Here is an 18,947-nt window from a genome sequence, read left to right on the forward strand (position 1 = left end):
AGCAGCCCGAAACGCATGATGCGACGAGCGTAACCGAGTGTGGCCCGTGGTGTCGGTGCGTATCAGTATGCGGGACCGGGCATCGATGACGGGAAAACAGTGACTCATCACTCCATTTCGTCAATCATCGTCGCAACCAGTGACAGAGCCGTGACGGAGTGCCACAGTCGTTGTATGCACCTTCGAACCGACGGCGATCTCCACCCCGTCTTCTGCACCATCGTTCCGCCCCACGTCCTCGACCACCTGTCCCGGTCCGCCGACGCCCGGCTGGCCGACCCGGCCCGCCGCACCCTGGCGGCCGACGGCCTCCGCCGCGACCGCCGCCGCACGACGGCCCTCGCTGCCGTCCCGAGCACCCCCGGCGTGAGCGCGGTCCCCACCAAGCCCCACCGCACCCTGTACGACTGCCAGAACGGCACCACCCTGCCCGGCCACCTGGTCCGCGACGAGGGCGACAAGCCCACCTCGGACGCCAGCGTCAACCGCGCGTACGCCGGCCTCGGCGCCACCTTCGAGCTGCTGCTCTCGGCGTACGGGCGCAGCTCGATCGACGGCAAGGGGCTGCCGCTGATCGGTTCCGTGCACTACGGCGAGGAGTACAACAACGCCTTCTTCGACGGCGAGCAGATGGTCTTCGGCGACGGCGACGGCGAGATCTTCCTCGACTTCACCGTCGCGGTCGACGTGATCGCCCACGAGCTGGCCCACGGCCTGACGCAGCACACCGCCAACCTGCGCTACGAGGGCCAGTCGGGCGCGCTCAACGAGTCGGTGTCCGACGTCTTCGGCTCGCTGGTGAAGCAGTACTCGCTGGGCCAGAGCGCGGAGCAGGCCGACTGGCTGATCGGGGCCGGACTGCTGGCGCCCCGGGTCAGCGGGGACGCGCTGCGCTCGATGAAGGCCCCCGGCACGGCGTACGACGACGACGTCCTCGGCAAGGACCCGCAGCCGGGCTCCATGGCGGACTACATCGAGACGGAGGAGGACAACGGCGGGGTCCACCTCAACTCCGGCATCCCCAACCGGGCGTTCCACCTCCTGGCCACCGCGCTGGGCGGCAACTCCTGGGAGCGTGCGGGACAGATCTGGTTCGACGTGCTGACCGGCGGCGAGCTGACGGCGAACGCGGACTTCGCGGAGTTCGCCCGGCTGACGGTCGCGGCGGCGGGCGACCGCTTCGGCGCGGCGGACGAGCGGGAGGCGGTCCTGAAGGCCTGGTCGGAGGTGGGTGTTCCGACCCGGGCATGACCCGGCCCGCCGAGGAGACGGCCACGGGGCGGCGGACAGCCGCCGCTCCGGCAGGCGGGGTTGAGCGTCCGCGCGGCCCCCGATAGACAGGACCCCATGCGTATTCAGGTCAGCAGGACCGGCGGTTTCGCCGGGATCTCCCGCCGCCATGAGGTCGACACCGGGGGCCGGGCGGACGCCGCGGAATGGCACGCGCTCGCCGAGGAGGCGCTCGACTCCGCGCGGGACACCCCGCCGACGGGGGTGCCGGACGGCTTCCGGTACGCGATCACCGTCGGCGAGCGCACCGTGTACTGCGCTGACCCCGATCTGACCGGGGCACAGCGCACGCTGATCTCACGCGTCCTCAAGGAGGGCGCGTGAGATCGGCACCCGTGCCGTACGAACGCTAGAACCCCAGCTTCCGCAACTGCTTGGGATCGCGCTGCCAGTCCTTGGCGACCTTCACGTGCAGGTCCAGGAAGACCGGCGTGCCGAGGAGTGCCTCGATGTGCTTGCGGGACTTGGTGCCGACGTCCTTCAGCCGCTGGCCCTTCGGGCCGATGATGATGCCCTTCTGGCTGGGGCGCTCGATGTAGACGTTGGCGTGGATGTCCAGCAGCGGCTTGTCCGCCGGGCGGTCCGTGCGCGGCAGCATCTCCTCGACGACGACCGCGATGGAGTGCGGCAGCTCGTCGCGTACGCCCTCCAGCGCCGCCTCGCGGATCAGCTCCGCGACCATGACCATCTCCGGCTCGTCGGTGAGGTCGCCCTCCGGGTAGAGCGGTGGGCTCACGGGGAGCAGCGGAGCGATCAGGTCGGCGAGCAGACTCACCTGCTGGTCCTTGACCGCCGACACCGGAATGATCTCGGCCCACTCGAAGCCGAGCTCGTCGGCGAGCGCGGAGACGGCGAGGAGCTGTTCGGCCAGCGCCTTCGACTCGACCAGGTCGGTCTTGGTGATGATGGCGATCTTGGGGGTCTTCTTGATCCCCGCGAGCTCCTTGACGATGTACTTGTCGCCGGGGCCGAGCTTCTGGTCGGCGGGCAGGCAGAAGCCGATGACGTCGACCTCGGCCCAGGTGGTCCGCACGACGTCGTTGAGCCGCTCGCCCAGGAGGGTGCGCGGCTTGTGGAGGCCGGGGGTGTCGACCAGGATCAGCTGCGCGTCGTCACGGTGCACGATGCCGCGCACCGTGTGCCGCGTGGTCTGGGGGCGGTTGGAGGTGATCGCCACCTTCTGACCGACGAGAGCGTTCGTGAGGGTGGACTTGCCCGCGTTGGGGCGGCCCACGAAGCAGGCGAAGCCGGCCCGGTGGGGGGAGGTGGTCTCCGCTTGCGCGGCAGCGGATTCTTGGTTCGGTCGAGCGCTCATGGCGACCATTCTCCCCGATCCCGGCGGCGCCGGAGCACAGTGGGCCGCGCGGGACCGGTCACGGCCGCCTCAGTCCGTACGGGTACGGCTTCTCAGTCCGTACGGGTACGGCGTCGGCGGGGCCGCGCCCACAGGGTCCCTCCGGCGGCGACGAGCACGGCCAGCACTCCGGCGAGGAGCCACGGCACGGCCAGGAACGTGACGGTCGCCGACTCCCGGGTCCCCTTCGCGGTGGCGGTGAGTTCGACCTCGGCCCGGTCCAGCTGCGGCGCCCCGTCCCAGGTCTCGGTCAGCCGGACCCGCTGGCGGGGCAGCAGCTCGGCGGGCAGTTTCGTCAGGCCGCGTTTCAGCAGGGTCCGGCCGAAGAGGCCCTCGGCGCGCAGGGCGACGGCGGGGGCGAGGGTGACGTTCCCCCGGTTGTGGAGGGTGTACGAGATGACGGCGCGGCTCGTGCCGGTGCCCGGGACCAGCGGGCGGTCCTGCTCGATCCGGATGTCCTCGACGGAGAGCGCGGGGACGGTGGGCCCGTTCACCCGCAGGTGGATCCGGGCGCCGACGGCTCTGCGGACCCCGACGGCCAGGGCGCCGCGGCGGGTGGCCTCGACGCGTTCGTCCAGGGCGATCAGGGCGCCGGGGTGGTCGCCCGGCTCGGCGTTCTCCGGGACGGTGATGGTCAGGGGCACGGTGACCGAGGCCTTGGGGCCCACGGTGACGGTGTCCCGGTCGGTGCGGGCCCAGGCGCCGACGGAGCGCTGCTTCTCGCTCCGGTCGCGGACCGCGAAGCCGCCGTCGCGCGGGGTGTTGTAGGCGTCGGCCGCGTACAGCCGCAGGGTCAGCGGCTTCGCGGTCTTGTTGGTGACGGTGACCCGGTCGGTGAGTGTCGTGCCGGGGGCGGCGGAGAGGTAGAGGGAGGGGCGTTCGCCGGACGGGCCGGAGGCCGGCCGGACGGACCAGCTGCCGTTGTCCGCAGGATGGGCGGCGGGCGCGCCGAGGAGCAGCAGGGCGGCCGTCAGGAGGAGCACGGGGAGCTTGCGCACGGTACGGGACCCCCAAGGTCGCGTCCGGATGGAGTGGGCCGGCCGGGTGCGCGCCCGGCCCACGGTGGATCAGGAGCGGACCTCACATCGGGCGGGGACCGGCACTCCCGGGCGGGAGAGGGGCCTCGTCCGGGGCGAGGACGGCACTCCGTGGAGCAGGGGGGCCTCAGGTGAGGGTGAGGGTCAGCACTCCCGCGTAGGAACCGGCCCCGGTGAAGGCGGGCACGTCCAGGGAGAGCCCCGCGTCGACGGCGAACTCCCCTCCGGTGGCCGCCCCGTCGGACGTGGACGCCAGGGTGGCCCCGGCGCTGCCGACCGATCCGGCGCTGCCGGCCGCGCAGGTGCTCGGGCTGCCGGGCTTCGTGGTGCAGGACGGGGTCCAGTCGAGGGCGTCGGCGCTGATCCGCGCCCCGCCCGGACCCGTGAAGTCGGTGACCTTGCCGGTGAGGGACCAGCCGGCGGGGCCGCCGCGGAAGTCCTCGACGGTCACCGTGCGCAGGTCGCCGGTGGAGGCGCCGCCCCGCCCGAAGTCGACCGCGGACAGCTGGACGCTGTCGCCGGCCTGGGTCATGGAGAGGGTGCCCGCCCGGACGGTCGTGGTGAGCTGCTGGCTGCCGTCGGGGATCTCGCCGCCCCCGATGACGGTGTACGCCAGCGGCCCGGCCCCCTTCGCCGCGTCCCAGGCGCCGCCCTCGTAGGCGACGACGCCGGTGGTGGCCGGGTCGCTGACGGCGAGCCGGGCGGTGAAGGCCCCGGATCCGTCGGCGGTGGCCGTGGCGGTGTCCCCGGTCTGCGCGTCGCCGTCGCGGCCCGCCACGGTGACGCCCGCGCCCGGGGTGAACTTGGTGCCGGTGACGGTGACCTCGTCGCCCGCCGCCCCGGAGGCGGCCGAGAGCTGGACGGTACGTTCGTTGACCTGGCCGCCGCCGGTGGCGACGACGGTCTCCGACACGGGGGCGGGCGGGCCCGTCACCGTGCAGGGGGTGTCCAGTTCCATGATGTAGCTGGTGTGGATGTTGTAGTCACCGGGCGACAGGGTGATCGCGCCGGGGGCGGTGACGGTGAACGTGCCCGTCATGGAGAACGACGGGAAGGCGCCCTTACCGGGGACCGGGGGGTTCTTCTTGGGCCCCGCGACGGTGACGTCGCCGCTCTGCGCGCCGCCGAGGGTGACCTTCCCGGTGGGCGTCATGATGTCGGCGGGCAGGGCCAGGTCGACCGGGTTGCTGGCGGCGGGCACGACCACGGTGTAGGTCACGGCGACGGTGTCGCCGACCTGCGGGGTCGCGTTGTCGACGGTGATCTGCGCGGTCGTGGTGCCGTCGATGGGCGGGATGCCCGCGATGGGCGGCGGGATGCAGTGGGTGGGGAAGTCCACCGCGACGGAGGCCGTCGCGGCGGCCTGCGCCGGGCCCCCGAGCAGCCCTCCCCCGGTGACGACGAGTGCGGTGATGCCCAGGGCGGCGGCCCAGCGGCGCCGCGGTTCGGTGGATCTTCGCGTGATCGGTCGCATGAATTCGGTGCCCTCCTGCGGAAAGCGGTACGGCGGCTCTTCCGTACCGGCAGGGGGCCATTGATGACCCGGGCGAAAAAGAAGTCAATGCAGACGAAACGCGGTGACTGATGGCCCATCAGGTGATGGCATGATCGGCGGCCCGGCGGGCGTCCCTCTTCGGCCGGCGGGTCGAGCGGGCCCGCTGGACCCGCCCTCACACACCGGACCGACCCGCCGCCGCCCGACGAACCGGCCGCCGTCGGACGGTCCGGCCGCCGTCGGACGGTCCGGCCGCCGTCGGACGGTCCGGTCAGCCCGCCGTGACGCGGACCCGCAGCGTGCCGTCCGGGCCCGCGAGCAGCACCGGGGTGTCCGGTCCGCCGAGGTCCCGCACCGCGGCCCGGTCGTCGTCCGAGGGCGTCTCGGCGGCGGAGACGACAGCGGCCGCCTCCAGCGAGGTGGCGCCGCTGGCCACCGCCATGGCGACGGCGGTCCGCAGGGCGCTGAGCTTCAGCGAATCGAGCGCCACCGTACCCGCGACATACGTACGTCCCGTCTCGTCGCGTACGGCCGCGCCCTCGGGCACCCCGTTGCGGGCACGGGCGCTGCGCGCCAGGGTGACGATCTTGCGGTCCTCGGCGTCGAGCTCCGTGGTGTCGGTCATGGCACGAGCATACGAAGCGGGCGGAGCCCCGCGCAGGTCACCCCCGGCGGGCCCGCGCAGGTCACCCCGGCGCCGGGTGCGTCCGGCCGACCGGGACCGGTCACCCCGGCACCGGGTACAACGAGCCGCGCCGCCCCTCGGGCGAGGCGAGCCACTGGAGCCTGGCCTCACAGCCGGTGCCGGGCAGCGGGGTGTGCAGCACGATCGCCAGGTCCGGCCGGGCGGGCACCCGCAGCTGGGTGGACTCCAGGACCAGGCTGCCGACGAGCGGATGCTCCACCTCCTTGCGGTTCTGGCCGGCGGGGGCGACGTCGCGCCGCTCCCACAGCTCGGCGAAGAGGCGGCAGGCCGCTTTCGCCTCGTCGATCACGGCCCGGAATCCGTCGTCGTCCGGGGAGTCCGAGCAGGCCGCCCGGAACTGGGCCACCACCCGGGGGGCCAGCGCGTCCCAGCTCGGCGCGGTGCGGGAGCGGTAGACCGGGTCGGTGAAGAAGGCGATCAGACAGTTCTGTCGCATCCCGGGCCGCATTCCGAGGACGGCGGCGGAGGCGTCGTTGTACAGAACGGTGTTCCAGTACCGGTCCATGACGTGGGCCGGATAGGGCATCCAGGCGTCGATGAGCCGGGTCAGCCCCTCGCACATGTCGGCGTCGGCGGGATCGACCTCGGGCGGGGGCGCGTTCAGTCCGGCCAGCACGTACAGATGGCGGCGCTCGGCGCTGCTCAGGCGCAGCACCCGGGCGACGGAGTCCAGCACCTGCGGGGAGACGGTGATGTCGCGGCCCTGCTCCAGCCACTGGTACCAGGAGACGCCCACCCCGGCGAGGACGGCGACCTCCTCGCGGCGCAGCCCCGGGGTGCGGCGGCGGGCGCCGCCCGGCAGCCCGGCCTCGTCCGGGGTGACGCGGGCCCGGCGGCTCCTGAGGAACGCGCGCAGTTCGGCCAGGCGGTGGGCCTTCGTGCCGTCCGTCGCGTGCTGGGCCGCTGTGGCCACGTACTCCCCCTGCTCTCCGTGCGTACGCCTGCCTGGTGGTGCGGGCAACAGGATAAGTTCCCGCTCCCCACGGTTATTCCGGCCGCCGCAGGGTGGGATCCATGGCGATCGAATCCCCCTCCACCTCTGCTGCCCCTCCTGTTTCCCCTGCTCCCCGGCTGTCCCCCGTACCCCCTGTGGCCACTCCGCCCCGGCTCTCCGGGCGGGCCCGGCTGGTCCTCTTCGTGCTGTGCGCCGCCCAGTTCATGGTGGCCCTGGACTTCTCCGTACTGAACGTGGCGCTGCCGGTGCTCGGCAGGGACCTCGGGCTGAGCACCACGGGCCTCCAATGGGCGGTCACCGCGTTCGCGCTGCCGTCGGGGGGCTTCCTGCTGCTCTTCGGGAGGATCGCCGATCTGTACGGGCGGCGCAGGCTGTTCCTCATCGGGCTCACCGTCTTCGGCGCCTCGTCCCTGCTGGCGACGCTGGCCTGGGACCCGGCGTCCTTCCTCGCCGCACGGGCGCTCCAGGGGCTGGGGGCGGCGGTGATCGTGCCGACCGGGATGTCCCTGCTGACGACCACGTTCCCCGAGGGGCCGTTGCGCGACCGGGCGCTCGGGATCAGCGGGACGCTCATGTCGCTCGGCTTCACGGTGGGCATGGTCGCGGGCGGTGTGCTGACCGAGACGCTGGGCTGGCGCTCCACGATGGGGCTGCTGGCGGTGGCCTCCGCCGTGGTGCTGGTGCCGGCCCCGAAGGTGCTGGAGGAGTCGCGCACGAAGGACCGGCCCCGGCTGGACGTGCCGGGCGCGGTGAGCGTCACCGGCGGTCTGCTGGCGTTGATCTACGCGCTGTCGACGGCGGCGGAGCGCGGCTTCGGCGGCCTGGACGTGCTGGTCACGCTCGTCCTCGGCGTCGTTCTGCTCTCCGCGTTCGTCGTGGTGGAGTCCCGCTCGGCGGCCCCGCTGGTGTCGCTGCCGATGCTGCGGCGGCGGACGGTGGCGTTCGGCAACCTGGGCGGTCTGGTGACCTTCTCGATGATGAGCACCGTCGTCTTCGTCCTGACCCTGTACCTCCAGGAGGTCCTGGACCTCTCCCCCTTCGCCACCGGTCTGGTCTTCGGGGTGCAGGGCGTGATGTCGGTGGTCGCGGGCATGTGCGCGCCGAAGGTGATCGGCCGGATCGGCGCCCGCCGGACCCTGGCGCTGTCCCTGCTCGGTCAGGGGCTGTTCATCGGCGCGCTGCTGGGCCTGGGCACGGAGTCGGGGGTGTGGCTGGCGACCGCCGCGGTGTCGCTGTCCAGCATGTTCCACCTGGGCGCCATCATCGCGTACGGGCTGACCGTGACGTCCGGCGTCCCGAACGAGGAGCAGGGCCTGGCGACCGGTCTGGTCACCACCACCCAGCAGGTCGGCCTCACGGTCGGCATCCCGCTGCTGGGCGTGCTGGCCACGACGCAGGACACCCTGTTCGACGGCGTACGGACGGTGGTGGCGGTCGCCGGGACCATCCTGCTGGCGGCGGGCGCGGCGGTGGCGGCGGGGCTGCGGCGGAGCTGACCGTACGGGAACGGGCCCGCCCCGACGGGGGGCGGGCCCGTTTCTCGTCTCCGCGCCTTGCCTACGGCCGGTCCAGGCGCAGCCGCTCCGCCTTCGGGAGTCCGGCGACCACCAGGTCGTAGGAGTCCTCGACCAGCTCGCGCAGCAGTCGGTCCGGGACGCCGGAGACGGTGACCGTGTTCCAGTGGCGCTTGCTCATGTGCCAGCCGGGCACGATCGCGGGGTGCGTCTCGCGCAGCCGGATCGCCTCGTCGGGATCGCACTTGAGGTTGACGGTGAGCGGCCGCCCGTCCAGCGCGGTGAGGGCGAACATCTTCCCGAGCACCTTGAAGACGGAGATCTCCGGGCCGAACGGGAACTCCTCGACGCTCGCGTTGAACTCCAGGCAGAAGGCCCTCAGCCGCGTCGGCGTCATTCCGCTTCCTCCTTCTCGCTCTCCTGGTGCTCCGGCTCCACGAGCACGGTGACGATCTTGTTCCGGCGGCCCGCGGGGGATTCCGCGGTGAGCCGGAGCCTGCGGCCGTCGGGCAGCTCGACGGCCGCGGACGCGCCGGCGATCGGGACCCGGCCGAGCGCCTTGGCGAGCAGGCCGCCGACGGTCTCCACGTCCTCGTCGTCGTACTCGTCGAGATCGAAGAGATCGCCGAGGTCCCCGATGTCGAGCCGGGCGGTGACCCGGTAGCAGCCGTTGTCCAGCTCCTGGACGGGCGGCAGCTCCCGGTCGTACTCGTCGGTGATCTCGCCGACGATCTCCTCCAGGATGTCCTCGATGGTGACGATGCCCGCGGTGCCGCCGTACTCGTCGATGACGACCGCGACGTGGCTGCGCTCCTGCTGCATCTCGCGCAGCAGGTCCCCGGCGTTCTTGGTGTCGGGGACGAAGGCGGCGGGCCGCATCGCGGTGGAGACCGGGTCGGCCTCGGACTCGCGGTTGATGTGCGTCTTGCGGACCAGGTCCTTGAGGTAGACGATCCCGACGACGTCGTCCTCGTTCTCGCCGGTGACCGGGATCCGGGAGAAGCCGGAGCGCAGGGCGAGGGTGAGGGCCTGCCGGATCGTCTTGTAGCGCTCGATGGAGACGAGGTCGGTGCGCGGCACCATGACCTCGCGGACCAGGGTGTCGCCCAGCTCGAAGACCGAGTGCACCATGCGGCGCTCGTCGTCCTCGATGAGCGACTCCGCCTCGGCGAGGTCGACCATGGCGCGCAGTTCGGCCTCGCTGGCGAACGGCCCCTTGCGGAACCCCTTGCCGGGGGTCAGCGCGTTGCCGACGAGGATCAGCAGCTGCGGGATCGGCCCCATGATCCTGGCCAGGGGCAGCAGGACGTACGCGGATGCGGTGGCCGTGTTCAGCGGGTGCTGGCGGCCGATGGTGCGCGGCGAGACGCCGATGGCGACATAGCTGACGAGCACCATCACGCCCATCGCGACGGCCAGCGCCTCCCAGGTCTCGGGCAGCTCCTGGAGACAGGCGTAGGTGACGAGGACGCCGGCCGACATCTCACAGGCGACCCGCACCAGCAGGGCGACGTTGAGATAGCGGGTCGGGTCGGCCGCGATCTGCGCCAGCTTCGCGCTGCCGCGTCGGCCGGACCGGACCGCCTCGTCCGCCCGGAAGCTGGAGGTGCGGGCGATACCGGCCTCCGCGCAGGCGGCCAGCCAGCCGACGACGACCAGCAGCACGGCCCCAGTGATCAGGGGCGCGCTCACGAGACGGTGGGGGCGGGGGACGCGCCGGTGAGCCCGTGCTCCCCGCGCCAGCCGTCCACGATGGCGGCCTGGAGACCGAACATCTCGGCCTTCTCGTCCGGCTCCTCGTGGTCGTACCCCAGCAGGTGCAGCACTCCGTGGACGGTCAGGAGCTGGAGCTCCTCGTCCATGGAGTGCTGCGTCGGGGCCTCTTCGCCCTGCTTCTTCGCGACCTCCGGGCAGAGCACGATGTCACCGAGGAGCCCCTGCGGGGGCTCCTCGTCGTCCTTGGCCGGCGGACGCAGCTCGTCCATCGGGAAGGACATGACATCGGTCGGACCGGGGAGGTCCATCCACTGGATGTGCAGCTGCTCCATGGCGTCGGTGTCCACCACGATCACCGAGAGCTCGGACAGCGGATGGATCCGCATCCGGGCCAGTGCGTAGCGGGCGATGTCGAGGATCGCCTGCTCGTCGACCTCGGTTCCGGACTCGTTGTTGACGTCGATCGACATGGTGCGCTGCGACTACTTCCCTTTACGGCGGTCGCGTCGGCCGTCTTCCCGGCCGTCCGCCTGACCGTCCTGCTGACCGTTTCGGCTGTCGTACTTCTCGTACGCGTCGACGATACGGCCGACGAGCTTGTGCCGGACGACATCCTGGGAGGTGAGCCGGGAGAAGTGCACGTCGTCCAGGCCCTCCAGGATGTCCTGGACCTGCCGAAGCCCGCTCTTGGTGCCGCTCGGCAGGTCGACCTGGGTGACGTCACCGGTGATGACGATCTTGGAGTCGAAGCCGAGGCGGGTGAGGAACATCTTCATCTGCTCGGCGCTGGTGTTCTGCGCCTCGTCGAGGATGATGAACGCGTCATTGAGAGTTCTGCCCCTCATGTACGCCAGCGGCGCGACCTCGATCGTGCCCGCCGCCATCAGCCGCGGGATCGAGTCGGGGTCGAGCATGTCGTGCAGGGCGTCGTAGAGCGGGCGCAGATACGGGTCGATCTTGTCGAACAGGGTGCCCGGCAGGAAACCGAGCCGCTCCCCCGCCTCGACCGCGGGACGGGTCAGGATGATCCGGCTGACCTGCTTCGACTGGAGCGCCTGGACGGCCTTCGCCATGGCCAGGTAGGTCTTGCCCGTACCGGCGGGACCGATGCCGAACACGATCGTGTGCTGGTCGATCGCGTCGACGTACCGCTTCTGATTGAGCGTCTTGGGGCGGATGGTGCGACCGCGGTTGGAGAGGATGTTCTGCGTGAGCACCTCGGCGGGCGTCTCGCCCCCGGGCTCTCCCCCGCCGCCGGCCGCCCTGAGCATGGCGATCGACCGTTCCACTGCGTCCTCCGTCATCGGCGCTCCGGTGCGGAGCACGAGCATCATCTCGTCGAACAGGCGTTGGATGAGAGCGACGTCGGCGGCCTCGCCCGTGGCACTGATCTCGTTGCCCCGGACATGGATGTCGGCCGCCGGGAAAGCCTCTTCGATCACGCGCAACAGCGAGTCACCCGATCCCAGGAGCATCACCATGGGGTGTGCGGCCGGGATCCTGATCTGGGCACGCGCCTGCGGCTGTGTGGGTGTCTGAGTCATGGGCCGGCCCTCGGGCCTGCACATACCTCCCGTTGCAGGGTTCTCGCTGCTCGACAACCTCTGGATAACCAAGCCTACGACCTGGCGGTGACAACGCAGAGTGCTTTTACCGCCCGTGTGTGCGACTCGGGCCGGAGGCCGGTCACTGGCGGAAGCCGATCGTGGGCACCGCGCGCCGCAGCGGCCAGGCGCGGGCCGTGGCGGGCAGGAGGTCGTCCAGGAAGGCGTAGCGCTCCAGGGCGGCGGGATCCTGGCTCGCGCAGGTGCGGATCAGCTGCCACCAGGCGGCGACCTCGGCCCAGCCGGGGGCGGAGAGGGAGCCGCCGAACTCCTGGACCGAGAGGGCGGCGGTGAGCCCGGCGAAGGCGAGCCGGTCGGCGAGCGGCCAGTCGGCGAGGGTGCCGGTCACGAAGCCGGCGACGAAGACGTCTCCGGCTCCGGTGGGGTCGAGCGCCTCCACCTCGATGGCGGGCACGGCCGCGGCGACGCCGGTGCGGCCGTCCACCGCGTACGCGCCCTCGGCCCCCAGGGTGACCACGGCGAGCGGCACCCGTTCGGCGAGCGCGTGGGCGGCGGCGCGCGGGCAGTCGGTGCGCGTGTAGCGCATCGCCTCCTCGGCGTTGGGCAGGAACGCCTCGCAGTGCGCCAGGTCGGGCAGGGCGTCCAGGTCCCAGCGGCCGGTCTCGTCCCAGCCGACGTCGGCGAAGATCAGCGCGCCGTTGCGGGCGGCGGCGGCCACCCAGGGCTCGCCCCGGCCCGGCGTGAGCGAGGCGATGGCGGCACGGGCGCGCGGCGGGCAGTGCGGGAAGGCCGGGGTGGGGGCGGTGGTTCCGGTAGGGGCGGAGGTTCCGGTGAGGGCGCCCAAACCGGTGGGAAGGCCGGTTCCGGTGAACGCGGAGGCTCCCGTGGGAACGCCGGCTCCGGTGGACGTTCCGGTCGGAGCCGGTGCCTCGTGGCCGTGCGAGACCATCGTGCGCTCGCCCTCGTACGCCATGGAGACGGTGACCGGGGAGTGCCAGCCGGGGACGGTGTGCGACATCGACAGGTCGATGCCCTCGCCCTGTTCGAGGGCGTCCCAGCAGTACGCCCCGTAGTGGTCGTCGCCGAAAGCGGCGGCGAGGGAGGTGCGCAGGCCGAGGCGGGCGAGGGCGGTGGCCATGTTGGCGACGCCGCCGGGGCTGGAACCCATCCCCCGGGCCCAGGACTCGGTGCCGCGCACGGGGGCGCTGTCCAGGCCGGTGAAGATGATGTCGAGGAAGACCGGACCCGTCAGGAAGACGTCGCAGGAGGGGTCCCGGGGGGCGCGCAGCGCCTGTAGCGGGTCGATGCCCGGAGTGTCTGTGCTCACCGTGCGCTCCCGGTGTCGTGCGGCGGATCTCGGCCGGATCCGGACCGTGTGAGATGCGGCCAGTCTGCCCGATACGCCCGGGCGAACGCAGTGTCCACGCCCATGTGTTCGCAGTACGCCTGACCTGCATAAACATGCGCTAATACCCGGGTTCGGCCTGCATAAACACATAAGTGGTCCAGATCACAGCGGGGCGACTTCCGGGGAGCTGGAAGCGCTTGATACAAATTGCCCCGCGAGCACCTTCGGGGGACCTTCTCCGACGAGAGCCGCATATCTCAGCATTTCGCTGTAAACCCCTGTCGTACCCGCGTGCCGTCGCCTGCCTTCGCATGCGCAGCTCGCTCCGCTGTGCCCCGCTCCACCCTCCCCCCTCCCTCTGCCTGCTCAGGCATGTCTTCAGGAACGCCCATGTCCTCGCGCCCTGGTGCCGCGTGGCCCCTGGTGGCCGTGTTCACCGCCGGTTACCTCGCCTCCTACCTGCTCCCCACGATCGTCGGCCGGCTCAGCGCCCAGCTGGGGCTGAGTCCCGCCCAGGCCGGCCTGGTCGGCAGCGCCCTGCTGCTCAGCTCGGCCGGTGCCGGCTTCTCCCTGGCGGGCCGGGTCGAGCGGTACGGGGCGCGCACCCCGGCCCGCCTCGGACTGGTGCTGGCCGCCATCGGTTACGGGGGCGCCGCGCTCGCCGCGTCCGTACCGCTGGTGGTGCTCGGCGTGGTGGTCGGCGGTTTCGGGTCCGGCACGGCGACGGCGGTCGCCGCGGCCGGGATCGCCGCCCGGCGCGACCCGCACCGGACGTCCTCGCTCGGGCTGCTCACCGTGTCCGCCACCGCGGGCGTCCTCTACCTGACCATCCCCCACCTGGGCGGCGGCCACCGGCTTCCGTTCGCCGCGATCGCCCTGGTCGCCCTGCTCGTCTGGCCCGCGACCGCCCGGCTCGGCGGTGCGACGACGGCGGAGGAGTCGGCCTCCCCGGTCACCGGCCGGCTCCCGCACCGCCGCTCCGGGCTCGTCCTGGCGGGCGGCATGCTCGTCTGGTCGATGGCGCAGAACGCGCTGTGGGGTGTGAGCAGTCGCATCGGCGTGGTCCAGGTGGGGCTGTCCGAGGTCACCGTCGGCGCGGTGTTCGCCGCCGCGCTCGGCGCGGGGCTGCTCGGTGTGACGGGCGCGGGGATCCTCGGCGCGCGGCTCGGCCGGGCGGTGCCGATCGGGCTGGGGACCCTGGTCATCGCGGCGAGCATCGTGCTCAGCTCATCGGCCCGGGATCTCGGATCGTTCGCGACCGGAGAGATCGTGTGGAACACCTTCTACCCGGTGGTCCTCTCCTACCTCATCGGTCTTGCCGCCTCCCTGGACGTGCGCGGCCGCTGGGCGGTGCTGGCGGGCTCCGCCTCCTCCGTGGGGGTGGCCTGCGGCCCGCTGCTGGGCAGCGTGCTCTCCACCGAGGCCGGCTATCCGACGATGGGGCTGATCCTGGGGGCGGCCACCCTGCTCGTCGCCGCCCCGGTGACCGCTGTGGCGCTGCACACCGGCGGCCGTCCGCTGGTGCCCGGCTCGGTGCGTCGTCGCGGTGGCGCCCCGGCCGCCCTGCTCGCCGCCACCACCGGAAGCCTGTCCGGCGCGGTGCCGAAGCTCGGCTCACCCGAGCAGGCCGTCACGGAGCTGCGGGTGCCGGCCCTGCGGCGCAGGCGGCTGGTGCGCAGCGCGATCCGGACGGCCGGTCCGGACGGCGGTTCCGGTCAGTCGAACGCGTACGCCTCGACCTCCGACAGGTAGCGCGCCCTGCGCTCCTCGTCGTGGTCGAGGAAGGCCGCCTCGAAGGAGTTGCGGGCCAGGGTGCGCAGCTGCTCCGACTCCAGGGCGAGGGCGTCGCGGACGGCGTCGAAGTTGTCCCCGGCGTACCCGCCGAAGTAGGCGGGGTCGTCGGAGTTCACCGTGCAGTGGAGTCCGGCGGCCAGCATCGCCGGCAGGGGGTGGTCCGCGAGCGTGTCGACCGTGCGCAGCCTCACGTTGGACAGCGGGCAGAGCGTGAGCGGCACCCGTTCGGCGACCAGCCGCTCCACCAGCTCCGGGTCCTCCAGGCAGCGCAGTCCGTGGTCGATACGCTCGACGCCGAGGACGTCCAGGGCCTCCCTGATGTACTCCGGCGGGCCCTCCTCGCCCGCGTGGGCCACCTTGCGCAGGCCGAGGGCGGTGGCCGCGTCGTAGACCTCGCGGAACTTGGCGGGCGGGTGGCCGACCTCGGCGGAGTCCAGGCCGATCGCGCTGATCCGGTGGAGATAAGGCTTCGCCGCTTCCAGGGTGCCGAGGGCCGATTCGGCGGACAGGTCGCGCAGGAAGCACATGATCAGCTGGGTGGAGACGCCGTGCTTCTCCTCGCCGCGCTCCAGGGCCCGGCCGATCCCCTCGATGACGGTGCCGATCGGGACGCCCCGGGCGGTGTGGGCCTGCGGGTCGAAGAAGATCTCGGCGTGCCGGACGCCCTGGGCCGCCGCGCGGGCGAGGTAGGCGTCGACGAGTTCGGCGAAGTCGTCCTCGGTGCGCAGGACGGCCATCAGCGCGTAGTACAGGTCCAGGAAGGACTGGAGGTCCTCGAACCGGTAGGCGGCGCGCAGTTCGTCGGTGGTGGCGTAGGGCAGGGCCACCCCGTTGCGCTCCGCGAGGGCGAAGGCCAGCTCGGGTTCGAGGGTTCCTTCGATGTGGAGGTGGAGTTCTGCCTTGGGGAGGTGCACGGTGTCTCGCAAACAGGGGTGGGGGCGGATCAGGGGTGGTGGCGGGTGGGGACCGGGATCCGGATCAGGTCCTTGGCGACGGTGAGTTCGCCGTCGAACCCGGCGGCGCGGGCCTGGGCCCCGAAGAGTTCGGGGTCGTCGTAGCGCTGGGAGAAGTGGGTGAGCACGAGATGGCGTACGCCCGACTCCTTGGCCACCCGGGCGGCCTGTCCGGCGGTCAGGTGCCCGTGGTCGACGGCCAGCTTCTCGTCCTCGTCGAGGAAGGTCGACTCGATGACGAGCAGGTCGCAGCCCTCGGCGAGCGCGTACACCCCGTCGCAGAGCCGGGTGTCCATGACGAACGCGAACCGCTGCCCGCGCCGTTCCTCGGAGACCTGCTCCAGTGTGACGCCGCCGAGCACGCCGTCGCGCTGGAGGCGGCCCACGTCCGGTCCGGCGATGGAGTGTTCCTTCAGCAGGGCGGGCAGCATGCGCCGGGTGTCGGGCTCGGTGAGGCGGTAGCCGTACGACTCGACGGGGTGCGAGAGCTTCGCGCTGTCCAGGGTGTACGCGGGGGTGGTGGCGAGGACTGGGCCGGTCCCGGCGACCGGGGCCTGGTTCAGCTCGACGGTCTCGCGGTAGGCGGTGGCGTACCGCAGCCGGTCGAAGAAGTGCTGCCCGCTCGCCGGGTAGTGCGCGGTCACCGGGTGCGGCACCTGGTCGAGGTTGATCCGCTGGATCACCCCGGCGAGCCCGAGGGAGTGGTCGCCGTGGAAGTGGGTGACGCAGATCCGGTCGATGTCGTGCGCGGCGACCCCGGCCCGCAGCATCTGCCGCTGGGTGCCCTCGCCGGGGTCGAAGAGGATGCCCTCGCCGTCCCAGCGCAGCAGATAGCCGTTGTGGTTGCGGTGCCGGGTCGGGACCTGGCTGGCGGTGCCGAGCACCACCAGCTCGCGTACGGACATGGTCGGGGGGTCCGTTATCCGGGGGGCCACTGGAGGCCGCGGCCGCCCAGGACGTGTGCGTGGGCGTGGAAGACGGTCTGGCCGGCGCCGGAGCCCGTGTTGAGGATGATCCGGTAGCCGATGCCGTCGACCTTCTCCTCGGCGGCGACCTCCCCGGCCTCGCGCAGGACGTCCGCGGCGATGAGCGGTTCGGCGGCGGCGAGGGAGGCGGCGTCCGGGTAGTGGGCCTTCGGGATGACCAGGACATGGGTCGGGGCCTGCGGATTGATGTCGCGGAAGGCGACGGTGGTCTCGCTCTCGCGGACGATGGTCGCCGGGACGTCTCCCGAGACGATCTTGCAGAACAGGCAGTCGGACTGCGGCTCTCCCGCCATGGCGCCGGGCCTCCTCGTTCGCTGGTGAGTCGGTACAGGGGATCAGGTGATCAGTACAGGGGCATGCTATCCCCGGCCCTCCGGACCCTGTTCAGCCCCAGCGCCCCGTACGCCCCAGCAGCAGCGCGGTCGCGGCGGTCCCGGCGGTGGAGGTGCGCAGCACGCTGCGGCCGAGCCGGTAGGGGCGGGCGCCCGCCTCGGCGAAGGCGGTCAGCTCCTGCGGGGAGACGCCGCCTTCCGGTCCGACGACGAGCACGATCGAGCCGCCGGCGGGGAGTTCGGCGGTGGCCAGGGGGGTGCTGTCGTGGTCGCGGTCCTCGTGGAGGACCCCGGCGAAGTCGGCGGCGGCGAGCAGGGCGGCGACCTGCTTGGTCGTCATGGCCTCGGCCACCTCGGGGAAGCGCACCCGGCGGGACTGCTTCCCCGCCTCCCTCGCCGTGTTGCGCCACTTCGACAGGGCCTTGGCTCCCCGGTCGCCCTTCCACTGGGTGATGCAGCGGGCCGCCTGCCAGGGCACGATCGCGTCGACGCCGGTCTCGGTCATCGTCTCGACGGCCAGCTCGCCCCGGTCGCCCTTGGGGAGCGCCTGGACGACGGTGATGCGCGGGGCGGGCGCGGGCTCCTCGTGGAGGGTGTCGAGGCGGGCGACCGTGAGCCGGTCCTTGCCCTCGGCGGCGTGGACGACGCCCTCCGCCCAGTGGCCGAGTCCGTCGGTGAGGACGACGTCCTCGCCGGGCTGAAGCCGCTTCACGGAGACGGCGTGCCGTCCTTCGGGTCCGTCCAGGACGAACTCCGGCCCGCGGGGCATCTGCTCGACGACGAAGACCGGTGCGGTCACCGGGGGCTCCTCATGCTCAGGGCCGACCGGGCGGCCTCCAGTTCGGCGGCGAGCAGCTCGATGAGCTCACCGGCGGGCAGTTCCCGGGCCATCCGGTGGCCCTGCCCGGCCCACAGGGCCATGCCCTGGGCGTCCCCGGCCTTGGCGGCGGCCTGGCGCAGCCCGCTGGTGACGTAGTGGACCTGGGGGTAGGCGGCGGGGGCGTAGGGGCCGTGCTCACGGACGAAGCGGTTGACCAGGCCGCGGGCGGGCCGCCCGGAGAAGGCACGGGTCAGCTCGGTGCGGACGAACAGCGGGTTGGTCAGGGCCTGCTTGTGCAGCGGGTGCGCCCCGGACTCGGGGCAGACCAGGAAGGCGGTGCCTAGCTGGGCGGCGTCCGCGCCCGCCGCGAGGACGGCGGCGATCTGCGCGCCGCGCATCAGGCCGCCGGCGGCGATGATCGGGATCTGCACGGTCTCGCGGACCTGGGTGATGAGGGAGAGCAGCCCGGTGCCCGTCTGGTCGAGCTGCGGGTCGTCGCGGTGGGTGGACTGGTGGCCGCCCGCCTCGACACCCTGGACGCAGACGGTGTCGGCGCCCGCCCACTGGGCGCTCTGGGCCTCCTCGGCGGAGGTGACCGTGACGATGGTGTGCGTCCCGGCCCTGGCGAAGGCGTCCAGGGTGTCGCGGGTCGGGCAGCCGAAGGTGAAGGAGACCACCGGTACGGGGTCCTCCAGCAGGATCGCGACCTTCGCCTCGTAGCCGTCGTCGCCGCCGCTGTCCGGGTCTCCGAGCGGGGTCTCGTACCAGGCGGCCTCGCCGGCGAGCTGGTGACGGTAGACCTCGACGGCGCTGGGGTCGGCGAGCGCGGGCTGCGGCATGAAGAGGTTGACGCCGAACGGTCCGGCGGTGAGCCGGCGCAGCTGCTTGATCTCGTTGTACATCCCGTCCGCCGTTTTGTACCCGGCGGCCAGGAATCCGAGCCCGCCGGCCTCGGCGACGGCCCCGGCGAGCTGGGGCCCGGACGTGCCGCCCGCCATGGGGGCCTGCACGATCGGATACCGGCAGAGATCGGTCAACTCGGAGGACATGACCGCATCGTGCCATGTCCTGTGCAACGGGGC

The 18,947-nt window shown here is 72.4% G+C and carries 19 protein-coding genes; 4 read left to right on the top strand and 15 right to left on the bottom strand.

The genetic code is table 11. The features are described 5' to 3' along the window. The first annotated feature begins 174 nt into the window (after positions 1-174). On the top strand, positions 175-1,251 hold the full coding sequence (locus ACH4RG_RS14875; RefSeq protein ID WP_397928156.1) for a M4 family metallopeptidase: 1,077 nt from the start codon (positions 175-177) through the stop codon (positions 1,249-1,251). A gap of 96 nt (positions 1,252-1,347) precedes the next feature. After that, positions 1,348-1,614 (top strand): protealysin inhibitor emfourin, encoded by a 267-nt coding sequence (locus tag ACH4RG_RS14880; protein WP_397916769.1) that lies wholly within the window; start codon positions 1,348-1,350, stop codon positions 1,612-1,614. 25 nt (positions 1,615-1,639) lie between these two features. Here ACH4RG_RS14880 and era read toward each other — a convergent pair whose 3' ends face one another. The 5 genes from era to ACH4RG_RS14905 form a co-directional block, all read right to left on the bottom strand. Next, positions 1,640-2,614 carry a GTPase Era gene (gene era / locus ACH4RG_RS14885; protein ID WP_372456464.1) on the bottom strand — a complete coding sequence of 325 codons (975 nt, stop codon included), beginning with the start codon at positions 2,612-2,614 and terminating at the stop codon, positions 1,640-1,642. Between the two features lie 83 nt (positions 2,615-2,697). After that, positions 2,698-3,642: a WxL protein peptidoglycan domain-containing protein gene (locus ACH4RG_RS14890; RefSeq protein ID WP_398539636.1), complete on the bottom strand. Its 945-nt coding sequence runs from the start codon at positions 3,640-3,642 to the stop codon at positions 2,698-2,700. A gap of 166 nt (positions 3,643-3,808) precedes the next feature. Beyond that, entirely contained in the window at positions 3,809-5,155 is a 1,347-nt protein-coding gene (locus tag ACH4RG_RS14895) for a beta-xylosidase (RefSeq protein ID WP_397916771.1), read from the bottom strand. Positions 5,156-5,447: 292 nt separating this feature from the next. Beyond that, positions 5,448-5,801 (bottom strand): cytidine deaminase, encoded by a 354-nt coding sequence (locus ACH4RG_RS14900; RefSeq protein ID WP_397916772.1) that lies wholly within the window; start codon positions 5,799-5,801, stop codon positions 5,448-5,450. A gap of 100 nt (positions 5,802-5,901) precedes the next feature. Further along, complete coding sequence (locus ACH4RG_RS14905) at positions 5,902-6,795, bottom strand: helix-turn-helix transcriptional regulator (protein WP_398539637.1); 894 nt, start codon at positions 6,793-6,795, stop codon at positions 5,902-5,904. A gap of 101 nt (positions 6,796-6,896) precedes the next feature. Here ACH4RG_RS14905 and ACH4RG_RS14910 point away from each other — a divergent pair, with 101 nt between their 5' ends. Continuing rightward, on the top strand, positions 6,897-8,333 hold the full coding sequence (locus ACH4RG_RS14910; protein ID WP_397916774.1) for an MFS transporter: 1,437 nt from the start codon (positions 6,897-6,899) through the stop codon (positions 8,331-8,333). Positions 8,334-8,394: 61 nt separating this feature from the next. Here ACH4RG_RS14910 and ACH4RG_RS14915 read toward each other — a convergent pair whose 3' ends face one another. The 5 genes from ACH4RG_RS14915 to ACH4RG_RS14935 form a co-directional block, all read right to left on the bottom strand. Beyond that, positions 8,395-8,748, bottom strand: coding sequence for an MmcQ/YjbR family DNA-binding protein (locus tag ACH4RG_RS14915; protein ID WP_397916775.1), 354 nt, complete (start codon positions 8,746-8,748; stop codon positions 8,395-8,397). Further along, positions 8,745-10,043 (bottom strand): hemolysin family protein, encoded by a 1,299-nt coding sequence (locus tag ACH4RG_RS14920; RefSeq protein ID WP_397928151.1) that lies wholly within the window; start codon positions 10,041-10,043, stop codon positions 8,745-8,747. The genes ACH4RG_RS14915 and ACH4RG_RS14920 overlap by 4 nt, the downstream gene beginning before the upstream one ends. Next, positions 10,040-10,537 carry an rRNA maturation RNase YbeY gene (gene ybeY / locus ACH4RG_RS14925; protein WP_003969265.1) on the bottom strand — a complete coding sequence of 166 codons (498 nt, stop codon included), beginning with the start codon at positions 10,535-10,537 and terminating at the stop codon, positions 10,040-10,042. Before ybeY ends, ACH4RG_RS14920 begins: the two co-directional genes overlap by 4 nt. A gap of 12 nt (positions 10,538-10,549) precedes the next feature. After that, positions 10,550-11,611 carry a PhoH family protein gene (locus tag ACH4RG_RS14930; RefSeq protein ID WP_397916777.1) on the bottom strand — a complete coding sequence of 354 codons (1,062 nt, stop codon included), beginning with the start codon at positions 11,609-11,611 and terminating at the stop codon, positions 10,550-10,552. A 142-nt stretch (positions 11,612-11,753) separates the two neighbouring features. Beyond that, positions 11,754-12,959: a carbohydrate kinase family protein gene (locus tag ACH4RG_RS14935; RefSeq protein ID WP_397928150.1), complete on the bottom strand. Its 1,206-nt coding sequence runs from the start codon at positions 12,957-12,959 to the stop codon at positions 11,754-11,756. A gap of 411 nt (positions 12,960-13,370) precedes the next feature. On the opposite strand from ACH4RG_RS14935, the gene ACH4RG_RS14940 reads away from it, so the two are divergent. Continuing rightward, on the top strand, positions 13,371-14,732 hold the full coding sequence (locus tag ACH4RG_RS14940; RefSeq protein ID WP_397916779.1) for an MFS transporter: 1,362 nt from the start codon (positions 13,371-13,373) through the stop codon (positions 14,730-14,732). Here the strand turns inward: ACH4RG_RS14940 and ACH4RG_RS14945 are convergent. The 5 genes from ACH4RG_RS14945 to ACH4RG_RS14965 form a co-directional block, all read right to left on the bottom strand. Beyond that, positions 14,696-15,688 carry an adenosine deaminase gene (locus ACH4RG_RS14945; protein ID WP_398539638.1) on the bottom strand — a complete coding sequence of 331 codons (993 nt, stop codon included), beginning with the start codon at positions 15,686-15,688 and terminating at the stop codon, positions 14,696-14,698. The genes ACH4RG_RS14940 and ACH4RG_RS14945 overlap by 37 nt on opposite strands. A 29-nt stretch (positions 15,689-15,717) precedes the next feature. After that, positions 15,718-16,632, bottom strand: coding sequence for a ribonuclease Z (locus tag ACH4RG_RS14950; RefSeq protein WP_397916781.1), 915 nt, complete (start codon positions 16,630-16,632; stop codon positions 15,718-15,720). A gap of 14 nt (positions 16,633-16,646) precedes the next feature. Continuing rightward, positions 16,647-17,006 (bottom strand): histidine triad nucleotide-binding protein, encoded by a 360-nt coding sequence (locus tag ACH4RG_RS14955; protein WP_398539639.1) that lies wholly within the window; start codon positions 17,004-17,006, stop codon positions 16,647-16,649. A 91-nt stretch (positions 17,007-17,097) separates the two neighbouring features. Continuing rightward, positions 17,098-17,844, bottom strand: coding sequence for a 16S rRNA (uracil(1498)-N(3))-methyltransferase (locus ACH4RG_RS14960; protein WP_397916783.1), 747 nt, complete (start codon positions 17,842-17,844; stop codon positions 17,098-17,100). After that, on the bottom strand, positions 17,841-18,914 hold the full coding sequence (locus tag ACH4RG_RS14965; RefSeq protein WP_397928144.1) for a nitronate monooxygenase: 1,074 nt from the start codon (positions 18,912-18,914) through the stop codon (positions 17,841-17,843). Before ACH4RG_RS14965 ends, ACH4RG_RS14960 begins: the two co-directional genes overlap by 4 nt. Between the last annotated feature and the right edge of the window lie 33 nt (positions 18,915-18,947).

Origin of the sequence: Streptomyces sp. NPDC021019 (assembly GCF_044333295.1) — a bacterium.
GTDB lineage: Bacteria > Actinomycetota > Actinomycetes > Streptomycetales > Streptomycetaceae > Streptomyces.

Coding starts and splice junctions, on each gene's coding strand:
- ACH4RG_RS14915 (WP_397916775.1), bottom strand. CDS start 8,748: ATGACGCCGACGCGGCTGAGGGCCTTCTGCCTGGAGTTCAACGCGAGC.
- ACH4RG_RS14955 (WP_398539639.1), bottom strand. CDS start 17,006: ATGGCGGGAGAGCCGCAGTCCGACTGCCTGTTCTGCAAGATCGTCTCG.
- ACH4RG_RS14940 (WP_397916779.1), top strand. CDS start 13,371: ATGTCCTCGCGCCCTGGTGCCGCGTGGCCCCTGGTGGCCGTGTTCACC.
- ACH4RG_RS14910 (WP_397916774.1), top strand. CDS start 6,897: ATGGCGATCGAATCCCCCTCCACCTCTGCTGCCCCTCCTGTTTCCCCT.
- ACH4RG_RS14950 (WP_397916781.1), bottom strand. CDS start 16,632: ATGTCCGTACGCGAGCTGGTGGTGCTCGGCACCGCCAGCCAGGTCCCG.
- ACH4RG_RS14965 (WP_397928144.1), bottom strand. CDS start 18,914: ATGTCCTCCGAGTTGACCGATCTCTGCCGGTATCCGATCGTGCAGGCC.
- era (WP_372456464.1), bottom strand. CDS start 2,614: ATGGTCGCCATGAGCGCTCGACCGAACCAAGAATCCGCTGCCGCGCAA.
- ACH4RG_RS14930 (WP_397916777.1), bottom strand. CDS start 11,611: ATGACTCAGACACCCACACAGCCGCAGGCGCGTGCCCAGATCAGGATC.
- ybeY (WP_003969265.1), bottom strand. CDS start 10,537: ATGTCGATCGACGTCAACAACGAGTCCGGAACCGAGGTCGACGAGCAG.
- ACH4RG_RS14895 (WP_397916771.1), bottom strand. CDS start 5,155: ATGCGACCGATCACGCGAAGATCCACCGAACCGCGGCGCCGCTGGGCC.
- ACH4RG_RS14900 (WP_397916772.1), bottom strand. CDS start 5,801: ATGACCGACACCACGGAGCTCGACGCCGAGGACCGCAAGATCGTCACC.
- ACH4RG_RS14875 (WP_397928156.1), top strand. CDS start 175: ATGCACCTTCGAACCGACGGCGATCTCCACCCCGTCTTCTGCACCATC.
- ACH4RG_RS14880 (WP_397916769.1), top strand. CDS start 1,348: ATGCGTATTCAGGTCAGCAGGACCGGCGGTTTCGCCGGGATCTCCCGC.